The 24,741-nt window shown below is 40.2% G+C and carries 22 protein-coding genes; 9 read left to right on the top strand and 13 right to left on the bottom strand.

Features of this window, described 5'->3' with window-relative positions; genetic code table 11:
* Nucleotides 1-47: 47 nt before the first annotated feature.
* From PMI_RS13155 to PMI_RS13125, 7 genes are all read right to left on the bottom strand, one after another.
* A complete protein-coding gene (locus PMI_RS13155) occupies nucleotides 48-1,280 on the bottom strand; it encodes an SGNH/GDSL hydrolase family protein (protein WP_004249223.1) in 1,233 nt (410 codons plus the stop codon).
* Complete coding sequence (locus PMI_RS13150; RefSeq protein WP_012368465.1) at nucleotides 1,255-2,448, bottom strand: SGNH/GDSL hydrolase family protein; 1,194 nt, start codon at nucleotides 2,446-2,448, stop codon at nucleotides 1,255-1,257. The genes PMI_RS13155 and PMI_RS13150 overlap by 26 nt, the downstream gene beginning before the upstream one ends.
* Nucleotides 2,435-3,853 carry an MBOAT family O-acyltransferase gene (locus PMI_RS13145; protein ID WP_012368464.1) on the bottom strand — a complete coding sequence of 473 codons (1,419 nt, stop codon included), beginning with the start codon at nucleotides 3,851-3,853 and terminating at the stop codon, nucleotides 2,435-2,437. Before PMI_RS13145 ends, PMI_RS13150 begins: the two co-directional genes overlap by 14 nt.
* A 164-nt stretch (nucleotides 3,854-4,017) precedes the next feature.
* Nucleotides 4,018-4,812 (bottom strand): protein bax, encoded by a 795-nt coding sequence (locus PMI_RS13140; protein WP_004250146.1) that lies wholly within the window; start codon nucleotides 4,810-4,812, stop codon nucleotides 4,018-4,020.
* 275 nt (nucleotides 4,813-5,087) lie between these two features.
* Nucleotides 5,088-6,239: a DUF4056 domain-containing protein gene (locus PMI_RS13135; protein WP_012368463.1), complete on the bottom strand. Its 1,152-nt coding sequence runs from the start codon at nucleotides 6,237-6,239 to the stop codon at nucleotides 5,088-5,090.
* Complete coding sequence (locus tag PMI_RS13130; protein WP_004245803.1) at nucleotides 6,239-7,381, bottom strand: BamA/TamA family outer membrane protein; 1,143 nt, start codon at nucleotides 7,379-7,381, stop codon at nucleotides 6,239-6,241. Before PMI_RS13130 ends, PMI_RS13135 begins: the two co-directional genes overlap by 1 nt.
* Complete coding sequence (locus PMI_RS13125) at nucleotides 7,381-8,370, bottom strand: hypothetical protein (protein WP_012368462.1); 990 nt, start codon at nucleotides 8,368-8,370, stop codon at nucleotides 7,381-7,383. Before PMI_RS13125 ends, PMI_RS13130 begins: the two co-directional genes overlap by 1 nt.
* 357 nt (nucleotides 8,371-8,727) lie before the next feature.
* Between PMI_RS13125 and PMI_RS13120 the strand changes: the two genes are divergently transcribed.
* From PMI_RS13120 to caiF, 4 genes are all read left to right on the top strand, one after another.
* On the top strand, nucleotides 8,728-9,189 hold the full coding sequence (locus PMI_RS13120; protein ID WP_012368461.1) for a regulatory protein RecX: 462 nt from the start codon (nucleotides 8,728-8,730) through the stop codon (nucleotides 9,187-9,189).
* 328 nt (nucleotides 9,190-9,517) lie between these two features.
* Entirely contained in the window at nucleotides 9,518-10,129 is a 612-nt protein-coding gene (locus PMI_RS13115; protein ID WP_012368460.1) for a lytic polysaccharide monooxygenase, read from the top strand.
* A 261-nt stretch (nucleotides 10,130-10,390) separates the two neighbouring features.
* Nucleotides 10,391-11,053: a fructose-6-phosphate aldolase gene (locus PMI_RS13110; protein ID WP_012368459.1), complete on the top strand. Its 663-nt coding sequence runs from the start codon at nucleotides 10,391-10,393 to the stop codon at nucleotides 11,051-11,053.
* A 718-nt stretch (nucleotides 11,054-11,771) separates the two neighbouring features.
* Nucleotides 11,772-12,164 carry a carnitine metabolism transcriptional regulator CaiF gene (gene caiF, locus PMI_RS13105; RefSeq protein ID WP_012368458.1) on the top strand — a complete coding sequence of 131 codons (393 nt, stop codon included), beginning with the start codon at nucleotides 11,772-11,774 and terminating at the stop codon, nucleotides 12,162-12,164.
* A 63-nt stretch (nucleotides 12,165-12,227) separates the two neighbouring features.
* On the opposite strand, the gene caiE is transcribed toward caiF, so the two are convergent.
* The 6 genes from caiE to caiT form a co-directional block, all read right to left on the bottom strand.
* Nucleotides 12,228-12,821: a carnitine operon protein CaiE gene (gene caiE, locus PMI_RS13100; RefSeq protein ID WP_012368457.1), complete on the bottom strand. Its 594-nt coding sequence runs from the start codon at nucleotides 12,819-12,821 to the stop codon at nucleotides 12,228-12,230.
* A 39-nt stretch (nucleotides 12,822-12,860) separates the two neighbouring features.
* Nucleotides 12,861-13,646, bottom strand: coding sequence for a crotonobetainyl-CoA hydratase (gene caiD / locus PMI_RS13095; protein WP_012368456.1), 786 nt, complete (start codon nucleotides 13,644-13,646; stop codon nucleotides 12,861-12,863).
* 65 nt (nucleotides 13,647-13,711) lie between these two features.
* Nucleotides 13,712-15,268, bottom strand: coding sequence for a crotonobetaine/carnitine-CoA ligase (gene caiC, locus PMI_RS13090; RefSeq protein ID WP_012368455.1), 1,557 nt, complete (start codon nucleotides 15,266-15,268; stop codon nucleotides 13,712-13,714).
* 77 nt (nucleotides 15,269-15,345) lie between these two features.
* The gene (gene caiB, locus PMI_RS13085; protein WP_012368454.1) at nucleotides 15,346-16,566 is read right to left on the bottom strand and encodes an L-carnitine CoA-transferase; all 1,221 of its coding nucleotides are present in this window, start codon (nucleotides 16,564-16,566) and stop codon (nucleotides 15,346-15,348) included.
* Nucleotides 16,567-16,635: 69 nt separating this feature from the next.
* Nucleotides 16,636-17,778: a crotonobetainyl-CoA dehydrogenase gene (caiA, locus tag PMI_RS13080; RefSeq protein ID WP_004245793.1), complete on the bottom strand. Its 1,143-nt coding sequence runs from the start codon at nucleotides 17,776-17,778 to the stop codon at nucleotides 16,636-16,638.
* A 12-nt stretch (nucleotides 17,779-17,790) separates the two neighbouring features.
* Nucleotides 17,791-19,335: an L-carnitine/gamma-butyrobetaine antiporter gene (gene caiT, locus PMI_RS13075; protein ID WP_012368453.1), complete on the bottom strand. Its 1,545-nt coding sequence runs from the start codon at nucleotides 19,333-19,335 to the stop codon at nucleotides 17,791-17,793.
* A gap of 598 nt (nucleotides 19,336-19,933) precedes the next feature.
* On the opposite strand from caiT, the gene PMI_RS13070 reads away from it, so the two are divergent.
* The 5 genes from PMI_RS13070 to PMI_RS13050 all read left to right on the top strand — a co-directional run bounded on the left by PMI_RS13070 (nucleotide 19,934) and on the right by PMI_RS13050 (nucleotide 24,704).
* Nucleotides 19,934-20,707: an electron transfer flavoprotein FixA gene (locus tag PMI_RS13070; protein ID WP_004249233.1), complete on the top strand. Its 774-nt coding sequence runs from the start codon at nucleotides 19,934-19,936 to the stop codon at nucleotides 20,705-20,707.
* A gap of 11 nt (nucleotides 20,708-20,718) precedes the next feature.
* Nucleotides 20,719-21,657, top strand: a complete 939-nt coding sequence (locus PMI_RS13065) for an FAD-binding protein (protein ID WP_012368452.1) — start codon at nucleotides 20,719-20,721, stop codon at nucleotides 21,655-21,657.
* A gap of 55 nt (nucleotides 21,658-21,712) precedes the next feature.
* Nucleotides 21,713-23,005, top strand: a complete 1,293-nt coding sequence (locus PMI_RS13060) for an FAD-dependent oxidoreductase (RefSeq protein WP_012368451.1) — start codon at nucleotides 21,713-21,715, stop codon at nucleotides 23,003-23,005.
* Complete coding sequence (fixX, locus tag PMI_RS13055; RefSeq protein ID WP_004245788.1) at nucleotides 23,002-23,289, top strand: ferredoxin-like protein FixX; 288 nt, start codon at nucleotides 23,002-23,004, stop codon at nucleotides 23,287-23,289. The genes PMI_RS13060 and fixX overlap by 4 nt, the downstream gene beginning before the upstream one ends.
* Nucleotides 23,290-23,372: 83 nt before the next feature.
* Complete coding sequence (locus PMI_RS13050; protein ID WP_012368450.1) at nucleotides 23,373-24,704, top strand: MFS transporter; 1,332 nt, start codon at nucleotides 23,373-23,375, stop codon at nucleotides 24,702-24,704.
* The last annotated feature ends 37 nt before the right edge of the window (nucleotides 24,705-24,741 follow it).

The following is a 24,741-nucleotide window of genomic DNA, read 5'->3' as shown; positions in this document are numbered from 1 at the left end:
CCACATAACGAGAAAGGAGCTGAGGCTCCTTTTCGTTATAATAATATCTAACTTTTATTAATCAGCGCTGATAATTGGCTATAGAGAGTATTTGCACTACTTTCATACCCTTCACGAGAAAGGTGGACACCGTCCGGCCTTGCAAGATCATAAATAGACCATGCTTTAATTGAGCACTCTCCACCCATATAATCGCGCCAATCCCAGAATAATGTACGCTCTTGTTGAGCGACTTCCTTTTGGATACGAATAATATCGGTTAACCATTGGGGTTGCTGAGAGCGACAATCTGATGCGTCTTTATTCTTAATAGAATCCGACGGACCAATTAATAAAATGGCACTATTCGGGGCTTGCTGGCGGATTTGACGAATTTTTTCAACAAGCAGTTGTCGGTAAGCCACTAAATCAAACGTATCATTAAAGGCTTCATTAGTGCCATAAGCTAAAATCACCATATCGGGATGTAATTGGCCTAATGTTTTACTCCACTGTGCTCCCCATTTATCCATCATATTAATGGTTGCGCCGTTAATACCTAATGCGGATAACATCACCCCTGGCTTTTGGTTGCTAATTAACCAACCGCCTAATTTTATCGGTTGGTTTTTACTAATCGTAATATTGATTGGGAAGGTGATCGTTGTGGGTTTAGAAAATTGCCATTCACCTTGTGTCTGTGAAAGTGAAAGTGTTTTACTGCCAGCGGATTGTAAATGGATTTGTGAAGCCGTAGGCGCCTTATATAACGCTTGTAATTGGTAACGCTGACCTGTTGTCGGATTTTCATTTAGTTGCAATGCTGACCATTTCGCGACTGGCTCAGCGATAAATCCCCCTAAGGGAAAATCAGGATCGCTTTCTTTGCGACTAGAAAGTAAATCCCACGCTTTTTTACTGCTTTGATATTGGATATTGGCAATACGTTGACCCGCAATAGCGGTAGGGGGAATAAAACCTATACCACCATTGCCATAATCAGCTTGAAAACGTTCACGTAGTTTACCACTGAAAAAATCCGCAGCGGTATGTGAATCACCCAACTGTACGATATGTACCCTTTGGCGTCGTTGCTTTAACTTTTGCGCAAAAGCGGCAAAGTTGGGATCGTGGTAGTTGTAGAGTTGTCTTGAACCATCTGCAGGTAACACGCTAGGTGTTGATAGCGTAAGAGATTTATCTTTCTCTTGGTTACAAGCGACTAACAGCGAAACCAAAGCCAGTATAATAGAACGACTGACTAAGGTTCGAGGTTTAAGGATGTGCGTTAATTGTTTCATTTGGCGTGACCATATTTTTGTCTGTTACATCATCTGGCACATCATCAACTTTTTGCAGATGGATACGCGAGAATACCTGCTGAGCAATGATTTGTTGCCCTTTTAAACTAAAGTGAATACCGTCGCCTGCTCTTAGCTTCACGCGGCTGCTACCATCACCGATATAATCAGAATAAATATCTTTTTCATATTTAAACATATCATTGACAGAAAGGTAAATTTCTCCCGTTTTTTCTGCTTCTTCCCGGTAAAGTTGATTTAGATAAGCCATACCTTGAGATAATTTTTGCTTACGCATATTCGGAGGACCAATCCAAATCACACTCACATTATGTTGGCGCGCATTATCAATAATGCTGGCGATACGTGCGCGATATAAGGTACCCCACGCTTCACTGGCAAATTTTAAATAACGTCCGCCACCATCTGGGGGCATGTCCCAAGGATCATTAGGCCCTAAAAAAACAACCAGTAACTTAATGGAATCATCGCTAGCTAACCGATTAGCAATAGTTTGAGGCCAATTAAAAAACTTAGGATAGGCTAATCCTGTGCTCTGTTTGCTCAAATCAATACTGCTTATATTATAATCTGTTTGCAATTGACGTTTTAATAAGGGGGCAACGCCTTGCATCATTGAATCTCCAGCAAACAGCACTTTGTCTTTGGGAGATAATATGACATCTGTTTTTTGCACAATAGGTTTTTGGGCTTCAGCAGCGGCTTTTGTCAGATCAATAGTTGATGTATTTGCTAATGTACCTTGTGCATATTGACGTTGTAGGAGTTGTGGAAACTGTTGTGTTAATTGCGAAGCGGGGCGAGTATAGCCATTGATAAAATGTAGCCCTACTGCAAATCCTTCTGGAAAGGCGGTTTGTTCTTGACGAGGCGTTATTGGTTTAGCCTGATTATCCGGGTGATTAACTCGCAAATAATCACTATAGCTTGTTACTGCGACAAATACGCCATCTCGCAACTGACCTCCCACTTGCCAAGCATAATATTGTGATAAACCCGACCAAGGGGCTGGGCGATGGTATTGTTGTTGCCAAAAGCGCTCTAATGATGTTTGGTTTAGCCAAATAAGAAATAGTGTGCTGAAGAGCACCATTAAAGCCACTTTTACGGTCTTTTTTAAATTTGAACTGAAATCAAAAGCTGGCATAAATAAATCCCGGAACCCCATCAGGAGACAACATAAATATAATTGTAAGGATCAACGCTAATGGTAGTGGATAAACATACCAAGGCACTTTTTTCTCAAGTCGCGCAATAATTGCCCTTAAAGTGACAAAACAAGGATACAGTAAGAACAGTCCCCAGAACATAAACAGGGTTAGCCCTTCGGCTTGTAGCGACTGCCAAGCACCTGCACTAAAGAGTTGTTGAATTAATATCCAAGCATCATTGACGGTTTGGCTGCGAAAAAAGATCCACGCAAAGCACACAAAATGGAAGGTAATTATCCAAGATAACAACATTTTTAATGATGCTAGCATGCTATTGGCGTCATGTTTGGCGGTGGGGAAAAGGCGGTGTTTGATATTTAATATCACCACACCAATACCATGAATGGCTCCCCAGATAATAAACGTCATAGCTGCGCCATGCCATAAACCAGAGATAACCATCGCGGCAAAGGCATTCACATTTTGTCGAATAACGCCCTTACGATTTCCCCCCAAAGGGATATAAACATAATCGCGAATAAACGTTGATAAACTTATATGCCAACGGCGCCAAAAATCAGCAAGATTGATGGCTAAATAAGGTGCATTAAAGTTACGAGGGACAACAAAACCCAGTAATAGCGCAATACCTGTCACTAAATTGGTATAACCCGAGAAGTTAAAATAGATATGCCATGCATAAGCATAGGTCGCCACCAGTACTTGTCCGCTAGTGGCTAAATCAGGGGCATTAAAAATAGGATCGACATAATTTGTCGACAACCAACCACTTAACCAAAAGAGCTTAGCGATTGCTAATACAATCAGCATGATAGCCCCTTTATAGTCGATAATTTTACGGGTTGGTGCTTGAATTTGTGGTAAAAATTGTTTGGCACGATTAATCGGTCCCGCCACAATGCTTGGGAAAAAGCATAAGTAGAGCACGACATCAAGAAAAGGGGCTTTAGGGATCTCTTTGCGACACACTGAAACGACATAGCTAACAGAGTGGAAGATATAAAACGATAACCCTAATGGTGCCAGTAGTTCAATAATTGGTAATTCAACACTTAATCCCCACTGTGAGAATAGTTGTGTCAATGATTCTTGGAAAAATGAGTAATATTTAAAGGCAGTAAAATAGAGGGCAACTAACAGCCCCAGTAACCAATAAATCACTTTCGTTGAGGTATAGCGGGTGAGTATATTGGCTAATGAGTAAATCAAAAGCGTATAGCTTAATAAGATAACAGCAGGACGGTAGTCGACATAGAATAGAAAAGCATAACTTACTATGATGAGTAAGATATTTTGGATCTTAACCTGCTTTTGGAAGAGCCAATAGATAATAAAAAAGCTCGTAAAGGCTCCGAGAAACTCGAATGAAAAAAAATTCATAAATGGCTCTAAGGGTGTGATTTAACAGTCATACCAAATGTGTTACTCCCTATATTATGAATTATTAGCTTGCTTTCAATCAAAAGATTATCTTGTGATAAATAAAAGCCACTTTTCAGATAAATGAAAAGTGGCTTTTGTTTGCTATGAATAGCTATTTAGGACTAACTTTCTCGTTTCGACTGTAACTGAACTTGCGTGATCAGCTTCTTATTTGAGTCGAACATTTCGGTCAGATAATCATTGTAACTTGAACCTAATTCTGAATAGCCTTTCAAGTCGGTGATTAACTGGCGTGGATCGAGTTGCTGTTGCGTCATTCTTTGCTGTGCTCTTGATGAGCGCAGTGAATTATAGGCGCGGTGCGTATTGAGATTACGCATATAAGCAATCACTGAGCCTTCAATATCCGGGTAGGCTGCATAGCCTTTGGTTTTCCCAGGGACATTATTGCAAGACCGGTTACCACATCGCATACCGAATAAGTTATTGTTTTGCTGTGCCAATTTTGATGTTCCCCAACCTGATTCTGTTGCGGCTTGCGTTGCGACAAAATGAGTCGGAATAATATCAACGCGAGCCAGTAACGAATCCCAATTCACTTTTTTGGGGCTGGTACATGTTACGCCATAGTATTGACAGATTTCACGCAGTTTTTTCAAATCTGCGCTGCCCCAGTGTTGGGCTTTACGTTGAGCGGTTAACCACTCACGATCTCTCAATATCTTATTATTAATGTTATCAATAATAGGAACTATGACATTTAAAAACGCTTTCTTACGCTGAGTTCCCGAGGGATATTTTTTCAAATCTGGCAACGAGGTTGTCGTGCTTTTGAATGTATCCGCCTGCAGCATTCGGGAACTGCCGGTACTGGTAGAGGCAAAACTCACACCAGTAAAGAGTAGTGAAATCAAGAAAGCGAAGACGGCACTTGTCCTCATCAATTGAGAGGGCATTGCTTCTCCTCGTTTAACTGGATAAAAATCGAACGAATACTAGCAAATTACTTTTTCTATAGCTACAAAATATCGCCTTACATTAGGATAACTACGAGTGCATTGTTAATAAAATGTATCTTATTTACTGGAACACCTCGTTTTATAATCGCTTTTTTCTTTTAACAAAAAATGTGATTTTTGATTATTGTTCAGTTATTCTTATATAAATTAATGCTATTTAACTCAAATTTATCATAATTTAGCGTTTTTAATATGTCAATTTTGTTCAATATTTAGTCATTTTTTGTTGTTTTTGGTCGAGTTTTTTGATCGATTTGGCGAGCTTTTTCTGCTAAATCAGCAAAATCCGCTTCTTTCCAATATGTTTTAGGGATGGGTAAATTTGCCATCTGTTTAGTAGGCCAAAGCTGAAATTCTGCTAATTGTTTTAAAGAATAGCCTGCGTAAACATCGGGTAATGTCAGATAATGAGGTGGAGTTGTCTCCCCAAAAGGCAATACCGGATAGCGTTTGTCAGCAAGATGATAATCACGCTTTAATACTAAAAATTTATCGGGTACCCGCTCTTGGCTATTCCACCATTGACCATCAATTAAATCAAACCACTGCTGGGTGGCCTGACGAGGTTGCGCCTCTAGTTGAGCGAGTGCTGAGGGAATAATACGCTGCATTGATTGGTTATAGTGCTCAAGGTTTGTGGCATCACCATTGAGGATCAGGGTAAGTGATAAGCGCGCCCCCATTAGGTTAGAGTAGAGATCTTCTGGTGAGAATGCGGAGATCCCTTCTGAAAATCCCGCTACAGAGCGATAACCGTACCACTGTGCAATCTCATGCCATACGGCAAGGCGATAAGCTAAACGCGCGGCAAGATAAGCACTTAAGGTATAACGTTGTCGATCACTACTAGGAGGAGTAAAGCGGTTAAAGTGAATTTTACGCTGTGCTAATTCGTCACTGAGTGTTAGCGTCCACTCTTGGCCTAATTTGGGATAGATATGGCTAAAGAGATAATAAGTATAATCTGCGGTATCACGAATATGGGCGATATCAAGAAAGCCCCCTTTATGTGAATAGACTATGCCCGACTTTTCACTGCCTATGCCTAATACTGCGGCAGTTCCCAGCCAAAAGTTATCGTTATAGCGATGATCACCTAAAGTAGATGCTTCAACAATATTATCGATACGATAAAAAGGAATAGGTATTCCCCATGCTTTGACTTTTAAATTATAGCCAAAAGCACAGCAAGGCCTTAATCCATTAGGTGCATCAAGTGCGGGGGGCGTTTGCCAAACTTGTGAGGCTTCTTCTTGAGTTTCACTTTCCAGATGAGCGGCAATGGTTTCAGACACAGATGAGGTAGTGCATCCTGAAATGATCAATATGAAGATGATATTAAAAATAGCCAAACGCGTTAACATCAAAATGCCTCACCCACTTGGAAATAAAATCCGGTGCTCTCTTTACCGACACCAAAATCGAGGCGTACATTCATGCGTGGTTTAAATTCAAAACGATAACCAATACCAACACTGGGTAGCCAATGTCCTTTACCGAGATCACGTGCTTGATTACTCAATGTGCCACCTCCGGCCCATAATGCAATACCATGACGCCAACTAAGTTTTTGCCGATACTCTATCTGACTAGAAAAAACATGATTATCTTGATAACGCCCTTCATAATAGCCACGCATCTGATGGCCGTTGCTTAATTTAGACAGTTGCGTCCATGGTACATCTCCTGAGGTAAAGCGAGCATAGCTATCAAAGGCGAGTACCGCATCTTCGGTTAATGGATAATAATAGTTGTACTGCATTTGGGTTGCATTAAAACGGTTATTACTACCGGTATCCGATGAATAATGAGTATAGCTAATATCAAAGGCTTGGCCTTGGCGAGCGTTAGGCAAAAAATCGCGACTGTCGTAGGTAAAGCGCACACTTAATCCTGAACTGGTAGAGCGTAATGGCAAATGACGTTTGCTCATATAGGCTTTAAACTCATCATCAGGTGCTGCTGCTTGTAAGTTAGCGTAATCCCAACCTAAGCCAATATAGGTGTTTTTGGTAATTTGACGTAGCAATGTCGGCGTTAAATGTAGCTCTTGTGAACGATATTGTGCAAAGTTCTTTTTAACTCGTCCTTCATGATAGCCTTGTCCCCAAAAGTTGGTCGGCACATTATTTAATGCCCCAGTAAGGTAAAAGCGCCATGTATCATCAGCAAGGTAAGTATAGTTACTAAAAGTCATACCAAAAGCCCCGGTTGATGAACCAAAGCCACTTAATGACAGTGATGAAATTTTACTGTCGGGACGACTATCTGCTTGATAAAGCCCAACAACGGCGATCCCAAGCCCCAACTCTAATTCAGGGGTATAGAAAGGCCCGGGTAAAACGCCCCAGTCGATGGTTTTACTGCGATCAAAATTATTGCTCCCTCCTAGTTGATTTAACCATTGGTCGATTTGTTGTCTATCAGGAAAGAGTTGGGCATTCGCTGTGTGTGAAATAAATAGGCTGGCAAAGGCCAGCCCATAAATAAAAGATGTTTTAACCATTAAAAACGGAACTCACCAGAGAACAGAAAACTATTACGATTATTAAATCCCACTTCAGTGATGATATTAAAGTTACGGGTGATTTCTAAACGAGCACCAATCAAATTATTCCATTTATGGGCAAGATGTTGTTCAACATCGAATTTCATTCCATTCATAAAAGGTTTCATCCATGGTTGTGCTATCTCACCAGGCAGGTTTAATTTATTCACATCGCCTTTAAATCGCTGAGTTATATCTTGATACATAGCCCCTGTCCACACTTGCAGCTTGGTATTACCTTGACCGGTGATTAGAGGTTGAAAAATAAACTCGTAACCTACACGGGGTGTAATGACTAAGGCTTTAATATCCCCATCGAGAATATCAAGATTAGTTTTGGTATAGTTTAAATCGAAAGTACCAAAAAATTGATTATAACCACCTGCTAAAGTAAAACCTGCACCATAAGATTTTCCTTCATAATCTAAATTAAAAGGAACATTTTTAGCCATAGGAGCATCAATATTGAAGCCAACAGATTTCAATTGTGCTGTTGATGTGCCTTTTGTCTTTCCATAGATTCCATACACATTCATAAATGGGAAAACCCAACTATCGAGTTTCACCATATGTGATTTATTACTACTGCGAGTATGGCCAACATCAATAATTAATTGATCCAATATACCTTGCATAGCAATATTGCTAGAGTTAAATCCAATTTTATCCACAATCACATCTTGACGTAGATTCATATAGTTATAGCTTACTCCAAATGGCTCTGGTAAATCATAACCTCGGGCGCGAGCTTCATCACCCCAAATAGGTAATACGCGCGATTGGCTTGCAGGAGTACGGGTATCTAACGAACCTTCGCTATTTAACGCAGTGCCGCCAGATTGGCTTACACTTAAAGAGAGCAGAGGGCGATCGCTATCCGCATAAGAAAAGCCAGTAGCAAGAAGAGAGGCAGCAAACACTACCTTATTAAAATGAGAAAAGTTCATATATAACCCACAAAAATAAAAAATAACCAAATAGTAAGTAAAAGAGTAGCGCGAAATTTTAGTCTTTTTCTTATATATGGTCACCAGCTATAAGTGCTAATTGCAGATAAAAATGCTTAGCAATATGTATTATCACGGTATTATCTAAGTGTTTTTAACTAATAATCATCTTTATCTTCAGTTATTCTTAATAAAAGCAGATGATTTTATGGTGATAAATAACGGGGTTTACCAAGCGTGATTGTACTATTTTTGTACAGCTATTGATAAGTTCCGATTAATTGGTCGCATTGATAAGTAACTGCGATAAGATATGCAGGATACCAAACTGGGGTGCAATAACATTAAGGAGTTGCGATGACTTATGATGAATTATACCAATACGCTATATTTATGTTGTCGCGTCGTGATTATGGTACCACTGAGCTGAAACGCCGTTTAGCACGAAGGATCAACGAAGTCGATAAAGCTAAACAGAGCACAACCGATGAAAGATGCTTAGAGCAAGTGATCGAGCGATTATTAGAAGGCCAATATCTGGATGATAATCGCACGGTATATGCTTTTTTTCGTCGTTATTTAAGTAAATCTTATGGCCCGCTGCGTATTCGCCAAGAGTTACGGCAAAAAGGCTTTCCCAGTGAAATTATTGCACGGGTACTAGAAGAAACAGAAACTGATTGGTATGCACTCTGCCAAGATCTTAAAGAGAAAAAATTTGGTACAGGTAAACCCAAAGATTTTAAAGAAAGAGCGAAACAGATCCGCTATCTCCAATATCGAGGGTTTACTTCTGATTATATCAATGCGTTATTTTAATTGATTAACGAAGTGCCATGGCATATTTATCATCAAACTAATTTTTATAAAGAATAGTTAATTTAAGTGAAATGTTAATTTAAAACTATTCTTTAATAATAAACTTATTTTATATACTCTTGTTTATATTTTTATTATTTCAATAGTTAATCATCATCTAATAAATATTAAATGACTGTTTTAGTCTCCTTTTAATATTAAATTAAATGACGATATTGCTCACAGATTTTAATAAATATATATTTAATTATCTATTTTTGACTAATATCTAATGTGATTGACATAATCATTATATTTTAAAAAATTTAATTATTATTGAGGATTTATTATGAAGAAAAATAAACTTATGCTATTTACTGCAACATTATTATTATCATCTGCAGGTATTATTTCAACAGCATCAGCTGAGGTGACATTAAAGCATGGCTATATTGATATCCCACCCAGCAGAGCTTTTCTTTGTTCATCCGAAGGGGAGAATTTAAATAAAAATTGTGGTCCGATACAGTATGAACCGCAATCCATTGAAGGGGATAAAGGGTTCCCTAAAGGTGGCCCAGCAGATGGTGAAATTGCCAGTGGTGGAAAGGCAACTTTTTCTGCTTTAAATGCACAAAGTGCAGATCGCTGGCATAAAGTGGCAATGAAAAGTGGCGAAAATACTTTTAAGTGGACATTAACTGCAAAACATAGCACTGAATCATGGCGCTTCTTTATTACTAAACCCGGGTGGGATGTTAATAAACCATTGACCCGTGCTGATTTTGATTTAACACCTTTCTGCCAACGAAATGATAATGGGAAAATACCCACAGAAACCGTAACATTAAATTGTAATATACCAGAGCGTTCTGGTTATCAAATTATTTTAGGTGTTTGGGATATTGCTGATACGGGTAATGCTTTTTATCAAGTTATTGATGCTGAATTTAAAAAATAACTCGCTATATTTTATTTAAATAATTATTTTTGTCATACTGTTAATCTTAACACTATTAAGATTTTGGCTAGGATTAATAACAAAAAATTATATTAATGATAAGAATTAAATAAATATAACGGTTATTTTTGTTTAATTGTTAGCGCCGTGAAAATGGCGCTATTTTCATTAAACTGACTGGAAATCCTTCGCTCACAATGCTACTTTCTAATCTATACCTATAATTATTTAGCTTAAAACCAACATCATTGAGGCGCGATTATGGAAATCTATTTAGATACCGCAGATATTGAAGAAGTGAGAAAACTTTCACAAGTGCTTCCTATTGCTGGTGTCACTACCAATCCTTCTATTATTGCTCAATCAGTGCAGCCCATTGAAACGTTATTACCTGAATTAAAAGCCGCTATGGGTGGCAAAGGGCGGATATTTGCGCAGGTGATTGCCCGTGATATCGATACCATGATTGAAGAAGCATTGCGCATTGGTAATATTGCCGATAATACTGTGATTAAAATTCCCGTCACTGAAGCTGGCTTGGTTGCTATTAAACAATTAAAGCAAAAAAATATGTTGGTATTGGGGACTGCTATTTACAGTGTGTCTCAAGGGTTGATGGCGGCGCTAGCAGGGGCTGATTATATCGCTCCTTATGTGCATCGTATGGATAGACAAGGCTCTGATGGTGTGAGAGTAGTAAGAGAGTTGCAAACGCTGATTTCCATGCATAATTTACCCACTAAAATACTGGCAGCTAGTTTTAAAACACCACGCCAAGTGGTTGATTGTCTGTTGTCTGGCGCTTCGGCAGTAACACTTCCGATAGAGCTTGCCTACTCTATTATCCGTTCACCCGTAGTCGATGATGCGATTAATAAATTTACTGATGATTGGTCATTAGCCTTTAATCGCCAATCATTGTAATGATTTTATTGTGTTTGTTATTTGGCGCCATTTAATGTTAATGGCGCCAATAAAATAATAATCATAGGTAAAATAAATATTATTCTTATTCAATTTTTCTGTCTATATTAAATAAAATCGCTATTGATAAAATAGAGTGTTTTAAAAGAATAGAATGCTGAATGTTGTACTATATTGTAGAAATATTGTCTGATTAAATTGCTTGATAATAATTTATTATATCGACTTATGGTTTTAAAGTAAGATTATTCTCTACCAAATTATCATGTACGCGGATAAGGCGTAATTTAGTCACTTATTGATTTATATCTAATAATAAGTTGCCTTTCTGGTAATCTAAAAATAAATCTATTACTATAACCTTAGCATTTTAATGGATTAATAATATAATATTTTTATGCTATTTTGTTGTTTATAAACACTTTTATCATGTTCCTTTATTCTTTTTGTCCGTTCTTACTGTAAACTCAGTAAGTTGATTTTATTTATTTTTATTAGTGTTATTTTATATTTAATAACAACAAAATAAATTGTAATTAATGTGTTAATTAAAGAGTTTGGTTGTTAATGATATACAAAATATTATTTATTTTTAAATAACTAACTGAATGAATTAACAGGGAAAGCCGATACTCCGCGGTTAAATAAAATTAACATATAGTTATTATCTTTATTTAGAGATAAATAAACTTTTATTTGTAATATTATTGGAGTAAATATGTGTGAAGAAGACATAAATAAACCACTCTACTTGTTAATTGCAGACTGGGTTCAAGAGCAGCAACGCTGGGTGAGCGCAAAAGAGATCGCTAAAAATTTTGATATCCCCCAATGTAATGCGATTAATATCGTTTCTTATATTCTTTCTGATGTAAAAGAGATTGAGTGTGATACCAAAAGCGTTCCTAATCAATTGGAAGGAAGAGGGTGCCAATGCCAAAGGATGATCAAAGTCAGTCATATTGATCCTGCTCTTTACGCTCGTTTAAAAGGTCATACGCAAAGTAAAAGTCGTTTAAGCGCCCCAGAGAAATTAGCCGCTATGATCCCTCATGGGCTGGATCACCAACAAAAATGGCAATGGATGTTGTCAAAATCACAACGGCGTTAATTGATAGCCGAGTGTTAAAATAAAGCAATACGACAGGCGTTTGTTGTGCCTGTCGCTGTTGGTTTATTGGCCTTTGGGTTTTACTTCTGTCGTGCCTCTTAAACGAGGACGATTAGCTTCAGGGGCTGTTAATGGTGTGGTTTCAACTAAGCTTTGACGATAACGAACAGTGAGATCTTGATATTCACGAGTGTTCATACGTTTCCATTGCATATCTTGGTCGCTAATATCACGTACATGTTTTGCTGGGCTTCCCATTAACATTTGTCTCGCCTGACCTTGAAAGCCCGCTTTCACAAAGCTCATGGCAGCAACAATACTTTCCTCACCAATGATCGCACCATCCATAATCACGCTATTCATGCCGACTAGGCTATCACGACCGATAATACAACTGTGAAGAATAGCACCATGACCAATATGACCATTTTCTTGCACAATGGTATCCATATCCGTATAACCATGCATAACACAGCCATCTTGAAGATTTGCACCTGCTTCAACAATTAAACGGCCATAATCACCCCGTAATGAAGCCAAAGGGCCAATATAAACACCAGCACCAATAATGACATCGCCAATTAGTACTGCTGATGGGTGAATGTAAGCTGTTGGATGAACAACAGGAATAACACCTTCAAATGCATAGATACTCATCAGTTTTCCTCTTAGTTGTATTATCAATTCAAGTGATAATTACCGTCCTTTCCATTCAGGTGAGCGTTTTTCGGCAAAGGCTAGCGGGCCTTCGAGTGCATCTTCTGAATGTAAAACACGTGGGTAATATTTTAGAACACCACTGCGCATTAATTTGTAGCCTTCTTCAATCGAAAGCTCGCTAGTGGCACGGTAGATCTCTTTTAATGCAGCGACTGCAAGTGGCGCACTGTTGGCGATTTGATCGGCTAATTCACGGGCGCTATCCATCAGTTCAGTCGCACTGACAACGCGGTTAGCAATGCCCCAGCGTAGCGCCTCTTGTGCATTCATACGACGGCCAGTCATGAGCATTTCATTGACAATTGCAGGAGGTAAGCGTTTAGGTAAACGTAAAACACCGCCACTGTCAGGAACAATACCTAATTGTGCTTCTGGCAAGGCAAAAGAAGCATTGTCTGAACAAATTATCATGTCGGCTGCCAGTGCTAATTCAAAGCCACCCCCAAAAGCATAGCCGTTAATGGCAGCAATGACAGGTTTATTAAGATCAAATAATTCCGTTAAGCCCGCAAAGCCACCAGCACCAAAGTCTGCATCAGGGGCTTCTCCTTCAGCTGCGGCTTTCAAATCCCAACCGGCACAAAAGAATCGTTCACCAGCACCTGTAATAATGGCAACGCGTAAACTAGGATCATCACGAAAACGCATAAATACCTCACCCATTTCATGACTGGTTTTGGCATCAATTGCATTGGCTTTCGGTCTATCTAATATAATTTCAAGCACTGAACCACGTGTTGTTAGATGTAATGATTGGCTCATGTCATATTCCTTTTTCAATAAAAATAAGCAGTTATAATTAACTGTCACGAAAACCCACTTATGGCTTATTGCAAATGCTTTTTGATCACTTTGCCCGAGCAATTACGTGGTAACCCCTGTTTAAACTCAACGGCGGAAGGCACTTTAAATTTCGCCATATTCTGTTCACAAAAGGCGAAAAAGGCTTCTTCACTTAACGTTTCACCGTCAACCAGTACCACAAAGGCTTTAATGGCTTCATCGCGAATATCATCAGGTACACCAATTACTGCTACATCTTGGATTTTAGGATGTGATGCGATGATATTTTCAATTTCAATACAAGAGACGTTTTCACCACCGCGTTTGATCATGTTGCAACTGCGATCAACAAAATAGAAAAAGCCTTCGTCATCTTGATAACCATAGTCACCCGTGTGTAACCAGCCATCAGGCTCTAGCGCTTTTTCTGTTGCATCGGGGCGATTGTAATACTCTTTAAATAAGGTTTTTCCCGGTTCACCTTTGACGCAGATCTCACCGACTACACCGTTAGGAACTTGCTGATTTTGTTTGTCGCGAATTTGCGCTTGATAACAAAATCCCGGTCTACCAATAGATGGCCAACGGCGTTTATCGCCCGGTCTGTCACCGATTAAGCCAACAATGGTTTCTGTCATGCCGTAAGAGGTGAGTAATCGCACATTAAAGCGTTCAATAAAGGCATCTTTCTCCTCATCTGCAAGATTGAGGTAAAACATCACTTCGCGCAGTTTATGTTGCTTTTCATCTGGTGAGACTGGTTGTGCCATTAAGGTGCGCATCATCATGGGTATGCATTCTGTTACCGTTGCTTGGTATTTGAGAATTTGCTTCCAGAAGGCTCTTGCACTGTATTTTTCTAGTAGTACAAATGTGGCACCGACAGAAAAAGCAGGAAGTGATGCGGTACACTGACAATCGATATGAAAAGCAGGCATGACGGTAAGATAGATATCATCTTCCCGTAAGGCGTTCTGCCATGAGGAGTAGTAGCCAGCAAAACGTAAATTATAATGCGTAATAACTACTCCTTTGGGTTGTGAAGTAGTTCCTGAGGTAAAAAGGATTTCAGCAGTGTCATCCACACTTAATGGGGTGTGATGATTAAGCGTAACGGGATGCTTGGCTTTTTCACTTAAAAAATCAACAACCCCTTGTTCAGTAGGGAGACAGTTTTCTGTTATTAAAAACAGTTGCGTTAAAGGAGAGTGCTTATCGTGCAACATCGGTTGGTAAATTGGAGAGAAATTATCACTTGTTACCACAAAGTGTGCTTGGCAATGGTTAATGATCCAAGCACTCTCTTCATACATAAAGCGGGCATTAATAGGCACCATAACAGCGCCAATTTTTGCCAGTCCAAACCAGCAAAAGAAAAATTCTGGGCAGTTATCAAGATGTAAGGCAACATGGTCGCCTTTTTTTATACCACAGGCATGAAAAAGATTTGCGGCTCTGTTGATCTCTTCATTTAATTCACTGTAGCTAAATTGTCTGACTTTCCCTTGTGCAGATTCAAAAATTAGCGCTGTTTTTTTATCATAAACTTCAGCTAAATCATCCCACATTTGCCGTAAGTGTTGTCTGCCAATCACATCCATTAAACTGTTATCCCATGCTTTTGCCGTAAGCTCAGGTATTGTGGGATAGTGCCACTTGTACCTGAGTCTAACGGTATTTACTCTACGATTTTAGCTAGCCCTTTATCGACTAGCTCCCTAATTTGTTCGTCGCTATAACCGATATTTTTCAAAATCGCATTGGTATCCATGCCGTGAGCAGGCATACCACGCCAGATTTTTCCTGGATTATTTTTGAATTTCGGCATGATATTTGGTCCCTTACAGGTTTCACCACTCATCGTTTTCCATTGAGTAATTGACTCTCGAGCCACGTATTGTGGATTGCCTTCTAATTCAGGAATGGTTAACACTTTTGCACTGGCAATATTGAGTTCAGATAGGCGTTTTAGTACGGCGGTAATAGGCTGGTTGGCTAGCCACTCATCTAATTTATCTTCAAAGAGTTGACCATGAGGGCAATTAATACGGTGGATCAGTTGTGTCCCTTTGGGGACTTCAGGAGTACCTAATAGATGAGCAAGACCAATATCTTTAAAAATTTCTTCAATTTGAGTGATGCCGACCACTTCCATCACGATATAACCATCTTGGCAACGGTATAAGCCACAGCCGGCATAGTATGGATCTTTGCCTTTGGTCATTCGTGGACAGATTTCTCCGCCATTAAAATAGTCCATCATGAAGTATTGCCCCATTCGCAACATCACTTCATACATTGCAATATCAATACTTTCCCCTTTGCCCGTTTGTTGCACTTTGTACAGTGCCGCTAATGCTGAGGTGGTTGCCGTCATACCAGAGAAATAGTCAGCGGTATAAGGAAAGGCGGGCATAGGTTGGTCTTTATCGCCGTTTTGAATGAGATAACCACTAAATGCTTGAGCAATAGTGTTGTAGGCTGGAAGGTTGGTATATTGCGGATCGCCATATTGACCAAAGCCGGATAAGTGCGCGATAACCAATTTAGGGTTATGCTCCCATAAAACCTCATCGGTAATACCGCGACGGGCAAAGGCAGGACCTTTGCTGGCTTCGATAAAAATATCCGTGGTTTCCATTAATTTTAGGAAAGCATCACGGCCTTCTTCTTTGAAAATATTTAACGATAACGCATGTAGATTGCGACGGGAAAGCTGTGGATAATGGGGTTGAACACGAATGGTATCCGCCCATGCAACGTTTTCAATCCAAATGACCTCCGCACCCCACTCTGCAAACATCTGTCCTGCAAATGGCCCGGCAATCTCAATACCTGAAAACACCACACGAACTCCAGCTAGTGGCCCAAATTGTGGCATGGGTAAATGTTCTGTCATAATGTCACCTCGTCAGTGGACTGTTTGAACACTCCCTCACTTGATGTTAAGAGAGTGCTCTGCGATTAATTAACGATACTGTTTCAGTACAGCGCGTCCTAATGTCAGGATCTGCATTTCATCAGAGCCACCAGATACACGGTCAACGCGTAGATCACGCCAAAAACGTGCAATACGGTGTTCACCTGCGATCCCCACACCACCCAGCACTTGCATCGCACTATCAACCACTTCAAAGGCTGCATTCGCACAGAAGTATTTACACATTGCAGCATCACCGGAGGTAATTAAGCCATTGTCACTTTTCCATGCAGTTTCATATAACATGTTGCGCATTGAATTGAGTTTGATCGCCATATGGGCGAATTTTTCTTGAATAAGTTGGAAACGACCGATAGTCTCACCAAATTGAACCCGTTGGTTGGCGTAGCGCGCCGCATCTTCAAACGCACACATGGCGGTACCATAGTTAGTCAGTGCCACTAAGAAACGCTCATGATCAAACTCTTCTTTCACACGGTTAAAGCCGTTACCTTCGCGACCAAACATATCTTTTTCTTCAAGTTCAACGTTGTCGAAGGTGATTTCACAGCAGCTATCCATACGTAAACCCAGTTTTTCTAGCTTAGTGACTTTAATGCCGGGTTTACTCATATCGACAAACCATTCGGTAAAGATGGGTTTATCAGGGGAAGCCGCATCACGACTCATCACGACGATATAAGGGGTATAAGCACTACTGGTGATAAAGCATTTGCTACCGTTGAGGTAAACTTTGCCATTTTTACGGGTATAAGTGGTTTGTAAGCTGCCCACATCAGAACCGGCCCCCGGTTCAGTGATCGCTGAGTTCCACATCTGTTTGCCTGTACCACGAAACGCCATGATTTTGTCGATTTGTTCTTGAGTCCCTTCACGCAATACGGTGTTAAATCCCCCCGGTAATTGATAGAGCACATAGGTTGGCGCACCTAAACGACCTAATTCCATCCAAATTGCGGCAACAGTAACAAATCCGGCATTTAAGCCACCGTGCTCTTCAGGGATAAGCAGATTGTCAATTTCCATATCCGCTAAGGCCTTAACAAAACGCTCTGGGTATTTACTTTCGCGATCACACTGTGCGAAATAAGCTTCCCAGTTTTCACTGGCCATTAATTCGCGGACACCGTCAACAAACAGTTCCTGCTCATCATTCAATCTAAAATCCATGTTAATAACCTCTTAATGTGTCATTTTTTGCGTATAGGGAGAGCAATCTTTCCAGTGCACTTTGGCATCTTTTATAAAGGACAAGGTGACCATGATATTGACGAAAAATAGTGGGCATCCTCCGGCAATAATGGCGGTTTGGATCGGTTTTAAGCCGCCTAATGCTAGTAAAATAATGCCGATAATACCGACTAATACAGACCAGCCGATGCGTACCAATAATGGTGGTTCAGCCCCTTCTTTCATGGAGCGACAAGTTGACATTGCTAGTGTGTAAGAGCAGGCATTGATTAAAGTGACGGTGGCGATAAAGCAGAGAATAAAGAAGCCCCACATGGTTGCTGTACTGAGGGGTAAAGCGGCCCATGTTTCGATAATGGCGCGTGGCACACCATATTGATCAATCAGTTGCGGAATATTAAGGATATTTTGGTCAATCAGTTGTAAAGTGTTACCCCCCAGAATAGTCCAAATCAGCCAAGTTCCTGCGGTTAAACCTGATACCATTCCTAAACATAATTCACGAACAGTACGACCTTTAGAAATACGCGCTAAGAAGATACTCATTTGAATGGCGTAAATAACCCACCAAGCCCAATAGAAGACAGTCCAAGCTTGAGGAAAACCCCCTTTACCAATAGGATCGGTGTAAAACAACATACGTGGCATATACATCAGCAATGTACCCACAGAATCTGTGAAGTAATTGACAATAAAGCTGGCACCACCCACGATAAATACCCAACCTAACATTAAGAAGCTCAGGTAAGTACGCACATCACTGGCGATTTTTACCCCTTTTTGTAGACCAAATGCCACGCAAATAGCGTTGAGTAAGATCCAGCAAGAGATAATAATGGCATCTAATTGTAGAGTGTGAGGAATACCAAATAAGTATTGAATACATTCAGTTACCAAAGGCGTTGCAAGCCCAAGGCTGGTGCCCATTGCTAGGATCAAGGCGACCAAATAGAAATTGTCGACGACAGTACCAAATAAACCATTAACGTGTTTTTCACCCACTAATGGCGTTAAAGTGCTACTTGGGCGGATCACTTCCATTTTGCGCACAAAAAAGAAGTAAGCGAAGGCGACAGACAGGAAACTATAGGTTGCCCAAGGTAGCGGGCCCCAGTGGAATAAGCTGTAAGCTAACCCTATCTCTTTGGCTGGTGCGGAGTAACCTTCCATACCGAAAGGAGGACTTGAAATGTAGTAGTATATTTCAATTGAGCCCCAAAACAGCACAGCTGCTGATGTACAAGAAGCAAACATCATAAAGATCCAGCTTGCCGTACTAAATTCTGGTTTCTCATCGCCAAGGCGTTTTTTGGCATAACGTCCAAAAACCAACCAGAACCAGCCCCCGAACATGATCACCATATACCATTCGAAGGCCCAACCCCAGACATTGGTAACATAGCTGAAAACGGCATTGATCACTTCATTTGAAGCATCAAGATCGCGTACCGTTAACCAGCATAAAATACCAACAATGATTAATGGCGGAAAAAAAACCTTCGGTTCTATTCCTGCCTTTTTATTATCTTTGCTCATAGGTAAATTTTCCAAATATATTTAGCGCAGAAGTTTAATAAGTGTTAATTCCTAATTTCGAATAAACTCTATTAGTTAGATCCTATATATTCCATTAATTGGTTTTTATCATAATCAAAAAACAAGCCGATTGGCTAATTTATAAAATCATTAATGAAGAAGAATAATGGGTATTATTAATGTTTCATTCTGTTATTCACTTCACACTATTCTTTTTGTCGATTTTATGTTACGGTTTATAACCTTTTATTTTCATTTTAATTAATTGATAAATAAGGATATATTTAGGTTTGTAATAAATGTGTTATATTCGCTCTTTCAATATTGTTGATCTTTGTGGCAATATTGAATATTAAATAGCTCATTTCTTATTATGTTCAATATTGTTGATCCAGATAACAATATTGAAAGTTAATCACTTTAATTAAATTTAATTTCAATATTGGTGATGTATTTAGCAATATTGAACGCTATCCATCTCTTATTTAATAATCTTCAATATTGGTGATCTAGATTTAATTTCTTAATCATTTAATTGTGTTAATTGTATATTACATTGCCAGAGTAAATGACATATTTATTAATTTCAGGAGATGTAATGAAGATTATTACATGTTACAAGAGTGTTCCCGATGAACAGGATATTGTGGTCAATAATGCCGATGGTTCACTCGATTTTTCGCGCGCCAATAACAAAATTAGCCAATATGATTTAAATGCGATTGAAGCGGCAAATCAGTTAAAAACACAACTTGATGGTATTCAAATCACGGCAATGAGCGTAGGTGGTAACGCGCTGACTAACGCTAAAGCACGTAAAGATGTGTTATCTCGTGGTGCTGATGATCTCGTGGTGGTGGTCGATGAGCAATTGGAAGCTTCTCTTCCTTATCAAACGGCGACAGTGCTTGCAGCAGCTGCAACTAAGCAGGGGTACGATCTTATCTTATGTGGTGATGGCTCGGCAGATCTAAGTTCCCAACAAGTGAGTTTGCTGGTGGGGGAGATCTTGAATATTCCTGCCATTAATGGGGTTAATAAAATTGTTTCTATTACAACTGATTCCATCACCGTTGAACGCGAATTAGAAAACGAAATTGAAACGCTTACTATCACCTTACCTGCGGTGATTGCCGTTTCTACCGATATCAACTCTCCGCAAATTCCATCCATGAAAGCCATTTTAGGTGCCGCTAAAAAGCCGGTTCAACAATGGAGTGTGGCCGATCTTGGTTTAGAGCCCATAACGCCACGTTCAGAGCAAACCGTGTTAGCACCGAAACAAAAAGTACGTCAGCGCATCATTATTGAAGGTGATGGCGATGATCAAATTGCTGAATTTGCAGAATATTTACGAAAAATTATTAAGTAATAGGGGGAGTTATGAGCCAGTTTTCAACTGTTTGGGTGTTGAGTGATGTACTTTCTCCTTTACCAGAATTAATGGGGGGGGCTTCTTCATTAGGTCAATCAATCAATGTCTTTACCTTTAATGATGAGCAAAGCATCGCTGCCTTTAAATTAGGGGCGACAGCGGTTTTCCAATTAGAAGGTAAACCTGATGATCGCATTATGGAAGATTATGCACAAAGTATCGTTGAAACCATTAAATCACATAGCGATGCCGGCTTGGTCTTACTGCCGAATACGCGTCGTGGCAAATTATTTGCCGCTCGTTTAGGTCACCGTTTAGCCGCGGTAGTATCAAATGATGCACAATCATTAAGTACTCAAAATGATACATTAGTGGCAAAACATATGGTTTACGGTGGACTTGCCTTTAGTGATGAAACATTAACAACACCTTATTGTGTTGTTACCGCAAGTACTGGTGCTTTTGACGTTGCATCAGAAACACAGGCTACGGGTACGGCACAAAAAGTAGCATGGATTGCCCCTTCACAAAGCATTATTTGCCAGTCAATTCAGCCAAGAAAAATCAATGCCGTCGATCTGGATAAAGCCCGTTTTGTGGTCAGTGTTGGTCGAGGTATTGGCAGTAAAGAAAATATTGCTATTGCAGAAGAGTTAGCAAAAGAGATTGGGGCTGAAATCGCCTGCTCTCGCCCTGTGGCTGAAAATGAAAAATGGATGGAGCATGAGCGTTATGTTGGCATTTCTAACTTGATGCTTAAGCCAGATCTGTATTTGGCGGTAGGTATTTCAGGGCAAATCCAACATATGGTTGGTGCAAATGGATCACAAACCATTATGGCGATCAACAAAGATAAAAATGCACCTATCTTCCAATTTGCTGACTATGGCATTGTCGGTGATTTAATGAAGATTTTGCCTGCACTTACCCGTCAACTATCTAACTGATTTAGTCAGCAGAGAAGATAACTTCTCTGCTTTATTTGCAAGTTCTGGAGATGTTATGTCCGATTCCGAAGATATTTTCGATGCCATTATTGTTGGCGCAGGATTAGCGGGCTCTGTGGCTGCACTTGTTTTAGCCAGAGAAGGTGCGCAGGTATTGCTAATAGAAAGAGGGAACTACGCCGGCGGAAAAAATGTAACGGGTGGTCGTCTATATGCCCATACCCTTGAGCGCATCATTCCTGAATTTGCGCAACAGGCTCCGGTTGAGCGGGTGATCACCCATGAAAAACTGTCATTTATGACACAAACAGGGGCTATGACTATCGACTATCAAAACGTTGAAACGCATAACCCTAATCATGCCTCTTGGTCTGTATTACGTGGTGAATTTGATCAATGGCTAATGGCGCAAGCCGAAGATGCAGGCGCCCAGTGTATCACGGGCATTCGTGTTGATAAGTTAGTTGAGCGTGACGGTAAAATTGTCGGTGTAGAAGCAGATGGTGATGTATTAGAAGCCAAAGCGGTGATTTTGGCTGATGGTGTGAACTCACTTTTGGCTGAACAGTTAGGCATGACTAAACGAGTTGCAGCTGAAAATGTTGCCGTGGGCGTAAAAGAGATCATTGAACTGCCTGAAAGTGTCATTAAAGATCGTTTTAACCTAAAAGATAACGAAGGTGTAGCTTGGTTATTTGCCGGCTCTCCTACCGATGGGTTAATGGGGGGCGGTTTTTTATATACCAATAAAACGACGCTTTCTTTGGGGCTTGTCTGTGGGCTTCACCATATTAAAGATGCCAAAAAATCGGTTCCACAAATGCTAGAAGATTTTAAACAACATCCCGTTGTAGCACCGCTAATTGCTGATGGAAAAATGGTGGAATATAGCGCCCATGTGGTACCCGAGGCAGGTTTGCGAATGCAACACGAACTTGTTCGCGATGGTGTTTTGATAGCAGGAGATGCGGCAGGCATGTGTATGAATCTAGGCTTTACCATTAGAGGGATGGATTTAGCCATGGCATCAGGGGAAGCTGCTGCAAAAACGGTGCTTTCAGCAATGGCAAAAAATGATTTTAGTAAACAAACTCTTAATGAGTATCTCGACCATTTAGCACAGGGGCCTTTGCGCGATATGAAAGCATATCAACGTATGCCTGATTTACTAGATAATCCGCGTATGTTTACTGCTTATCCTGACATGGTGGTTGGTATTGCAAAAGATCTCTTTACTGTCACCGATGATGCCCCTGTACCGATGCGTAAAACCATCATGCGTCATAGCAAAAAAGTGGGGTGGATGAATTTAATAAAAGATGGGATCAAAGGAGTAAAAGCAATATGAGTTCTCCTGTAAATGTCGATGTCAAATTGGGCATCAATAAATTTAATGTCGATGAAGAAAATCCACATATCATCATTAAACAGCAACCTGATATGCAAGTATTAGACACACTGGTAAAAGCTTGTCCTGCGGGTCTTTATAAAAAACAACAAGATGGTAGCGTCAGCTTTGATTATGCAGGGTGCTTAGAGTGTGGAACCTGTCGAATTCTCGGTTTAGACAGTGCGCTTGAAAAATGGGAATACCCACGCGGAACGTTTGGCGTGGAATATCGTTACGGATGATGTATCGCTACTTTTCTCCCAGCGCTGTCTCCGGCCTGGGAGCTTTTCTTTCTTTGGTTAAAAAAATAGACTAGGACGCAGTCATGCAGCCCAGAAACTTTGATGATATTCGTTTTACCTCAGTACATCGTCGAGTGATGTTATGGGGAAGTGGCGGCCCTTTTCTTGATGGTTATGTATTAGTCATTATTGGTGTGGCGCTCGAACAATTAACACCTATATTACAGCTTGATACGCGATGGATTGGTTTGCTTGGTGCGGCAACATTAGCAGGGCTTTTTATTGGTACCTCACTTTTTGGCTATATTTGTGACAAAGTAGGGCGCCGTAAAATGTTCCTCGTTGATATTGTGGCTATTGCGGTGATTTCTATTGCGACCATGTTTGTTTCAACACCAATAGGGTTGTTAGTGATGCGCTTCCTTATTGGGATTGTGATTGGCGCTGACTATCCTATTGCAACTTCGATGATCACCGAATTTTCCAATAAAAAGCAACGTGCCTTTGCCGTTGGATTTATTGCTGCTATGTGGTATATCGGTGCGACATGTGCCAATTTAGTGGGTTATCTTTTATATGATGTCCAAGATGGCTGGCGTTGGATGTTAGGCAGTGCTTTTATTCCTTGCGTTATTATTCTAATTGGTCGCTTTGATCTCCCTGAATCACCGCTTTGGTTAATACGCCAAGGGCGTATTAAAGAGTGTAATGAAATGATGATCAAACTCTTTGGCGAGCCTGTGGTCTTTGAAGCAGAAGATGCTAAAACGACCCGTTTTATCGAATTATTTAATAAACGCCACTTCTCATTTGTGCTCTTTGTTGCCGTAATTTGGACCTGCCAAGTGATCCCGATGTTTGCCATTTATACCTTTGGCCCTCAAATTGTCGGTTTATTAGGATGGGATACAGGAAGAAGTGCGGCATTAGGCAATGTCGTGATCAGCCTATTTTTTATGTTGGGTTGTATTCCTGCGATGTTTTGGTTAAACCAAACGGGGCGGCGCCCACTGTTAATTGGTAGTTTTGCGATGATGACTTTAGCATTATTCACGCTGGGGATATTCCCGAATTTACCGATTTTATTCGTTATCTTAGCGTTTGCTACCTACGCTTTTTTCTCGGGAGGACCTGGCATTTTACAGTGGCTTTATCCGAATGAATTATTTCCAACCGATATCCGAGCATCGGCGGTGGGGGTTATTATGTCGATAAGCCGTATTGGGACGGTTATTTCCACCTGTGCGCTTCCCGCTTTTATTGCCACTTATGGGATCAATACCACAATGCTGGTGGGGGCGGCTATTTCTCTGTTTGGGATGATGGTATCAGTACTGTTTGCACCAGAAACGAAGGGATTAACGTTAAAGCAGACATCAACGATGCCTATGCGACGTGGTAAAAAATCCCTTTAATTGTAAAATATTTAACCATATTCTGTTCACGATATTC

The sequence above is a fragment of the Proteus mirabilis HI4320 genome (assembly GCF_000069965.1).
Classification (GTDB): Bacteria; Pseudomonadota; Gammaproteobacteria; order Enterobacterales; family Enterobacteriaceae; genus Proteus; species Proteus mirabilis.
The sequence above is the reverse complement of the archived record's forward strand: the minus strand, read 5'-3'. Positions and strand labels throughout refer to the sequence as shown.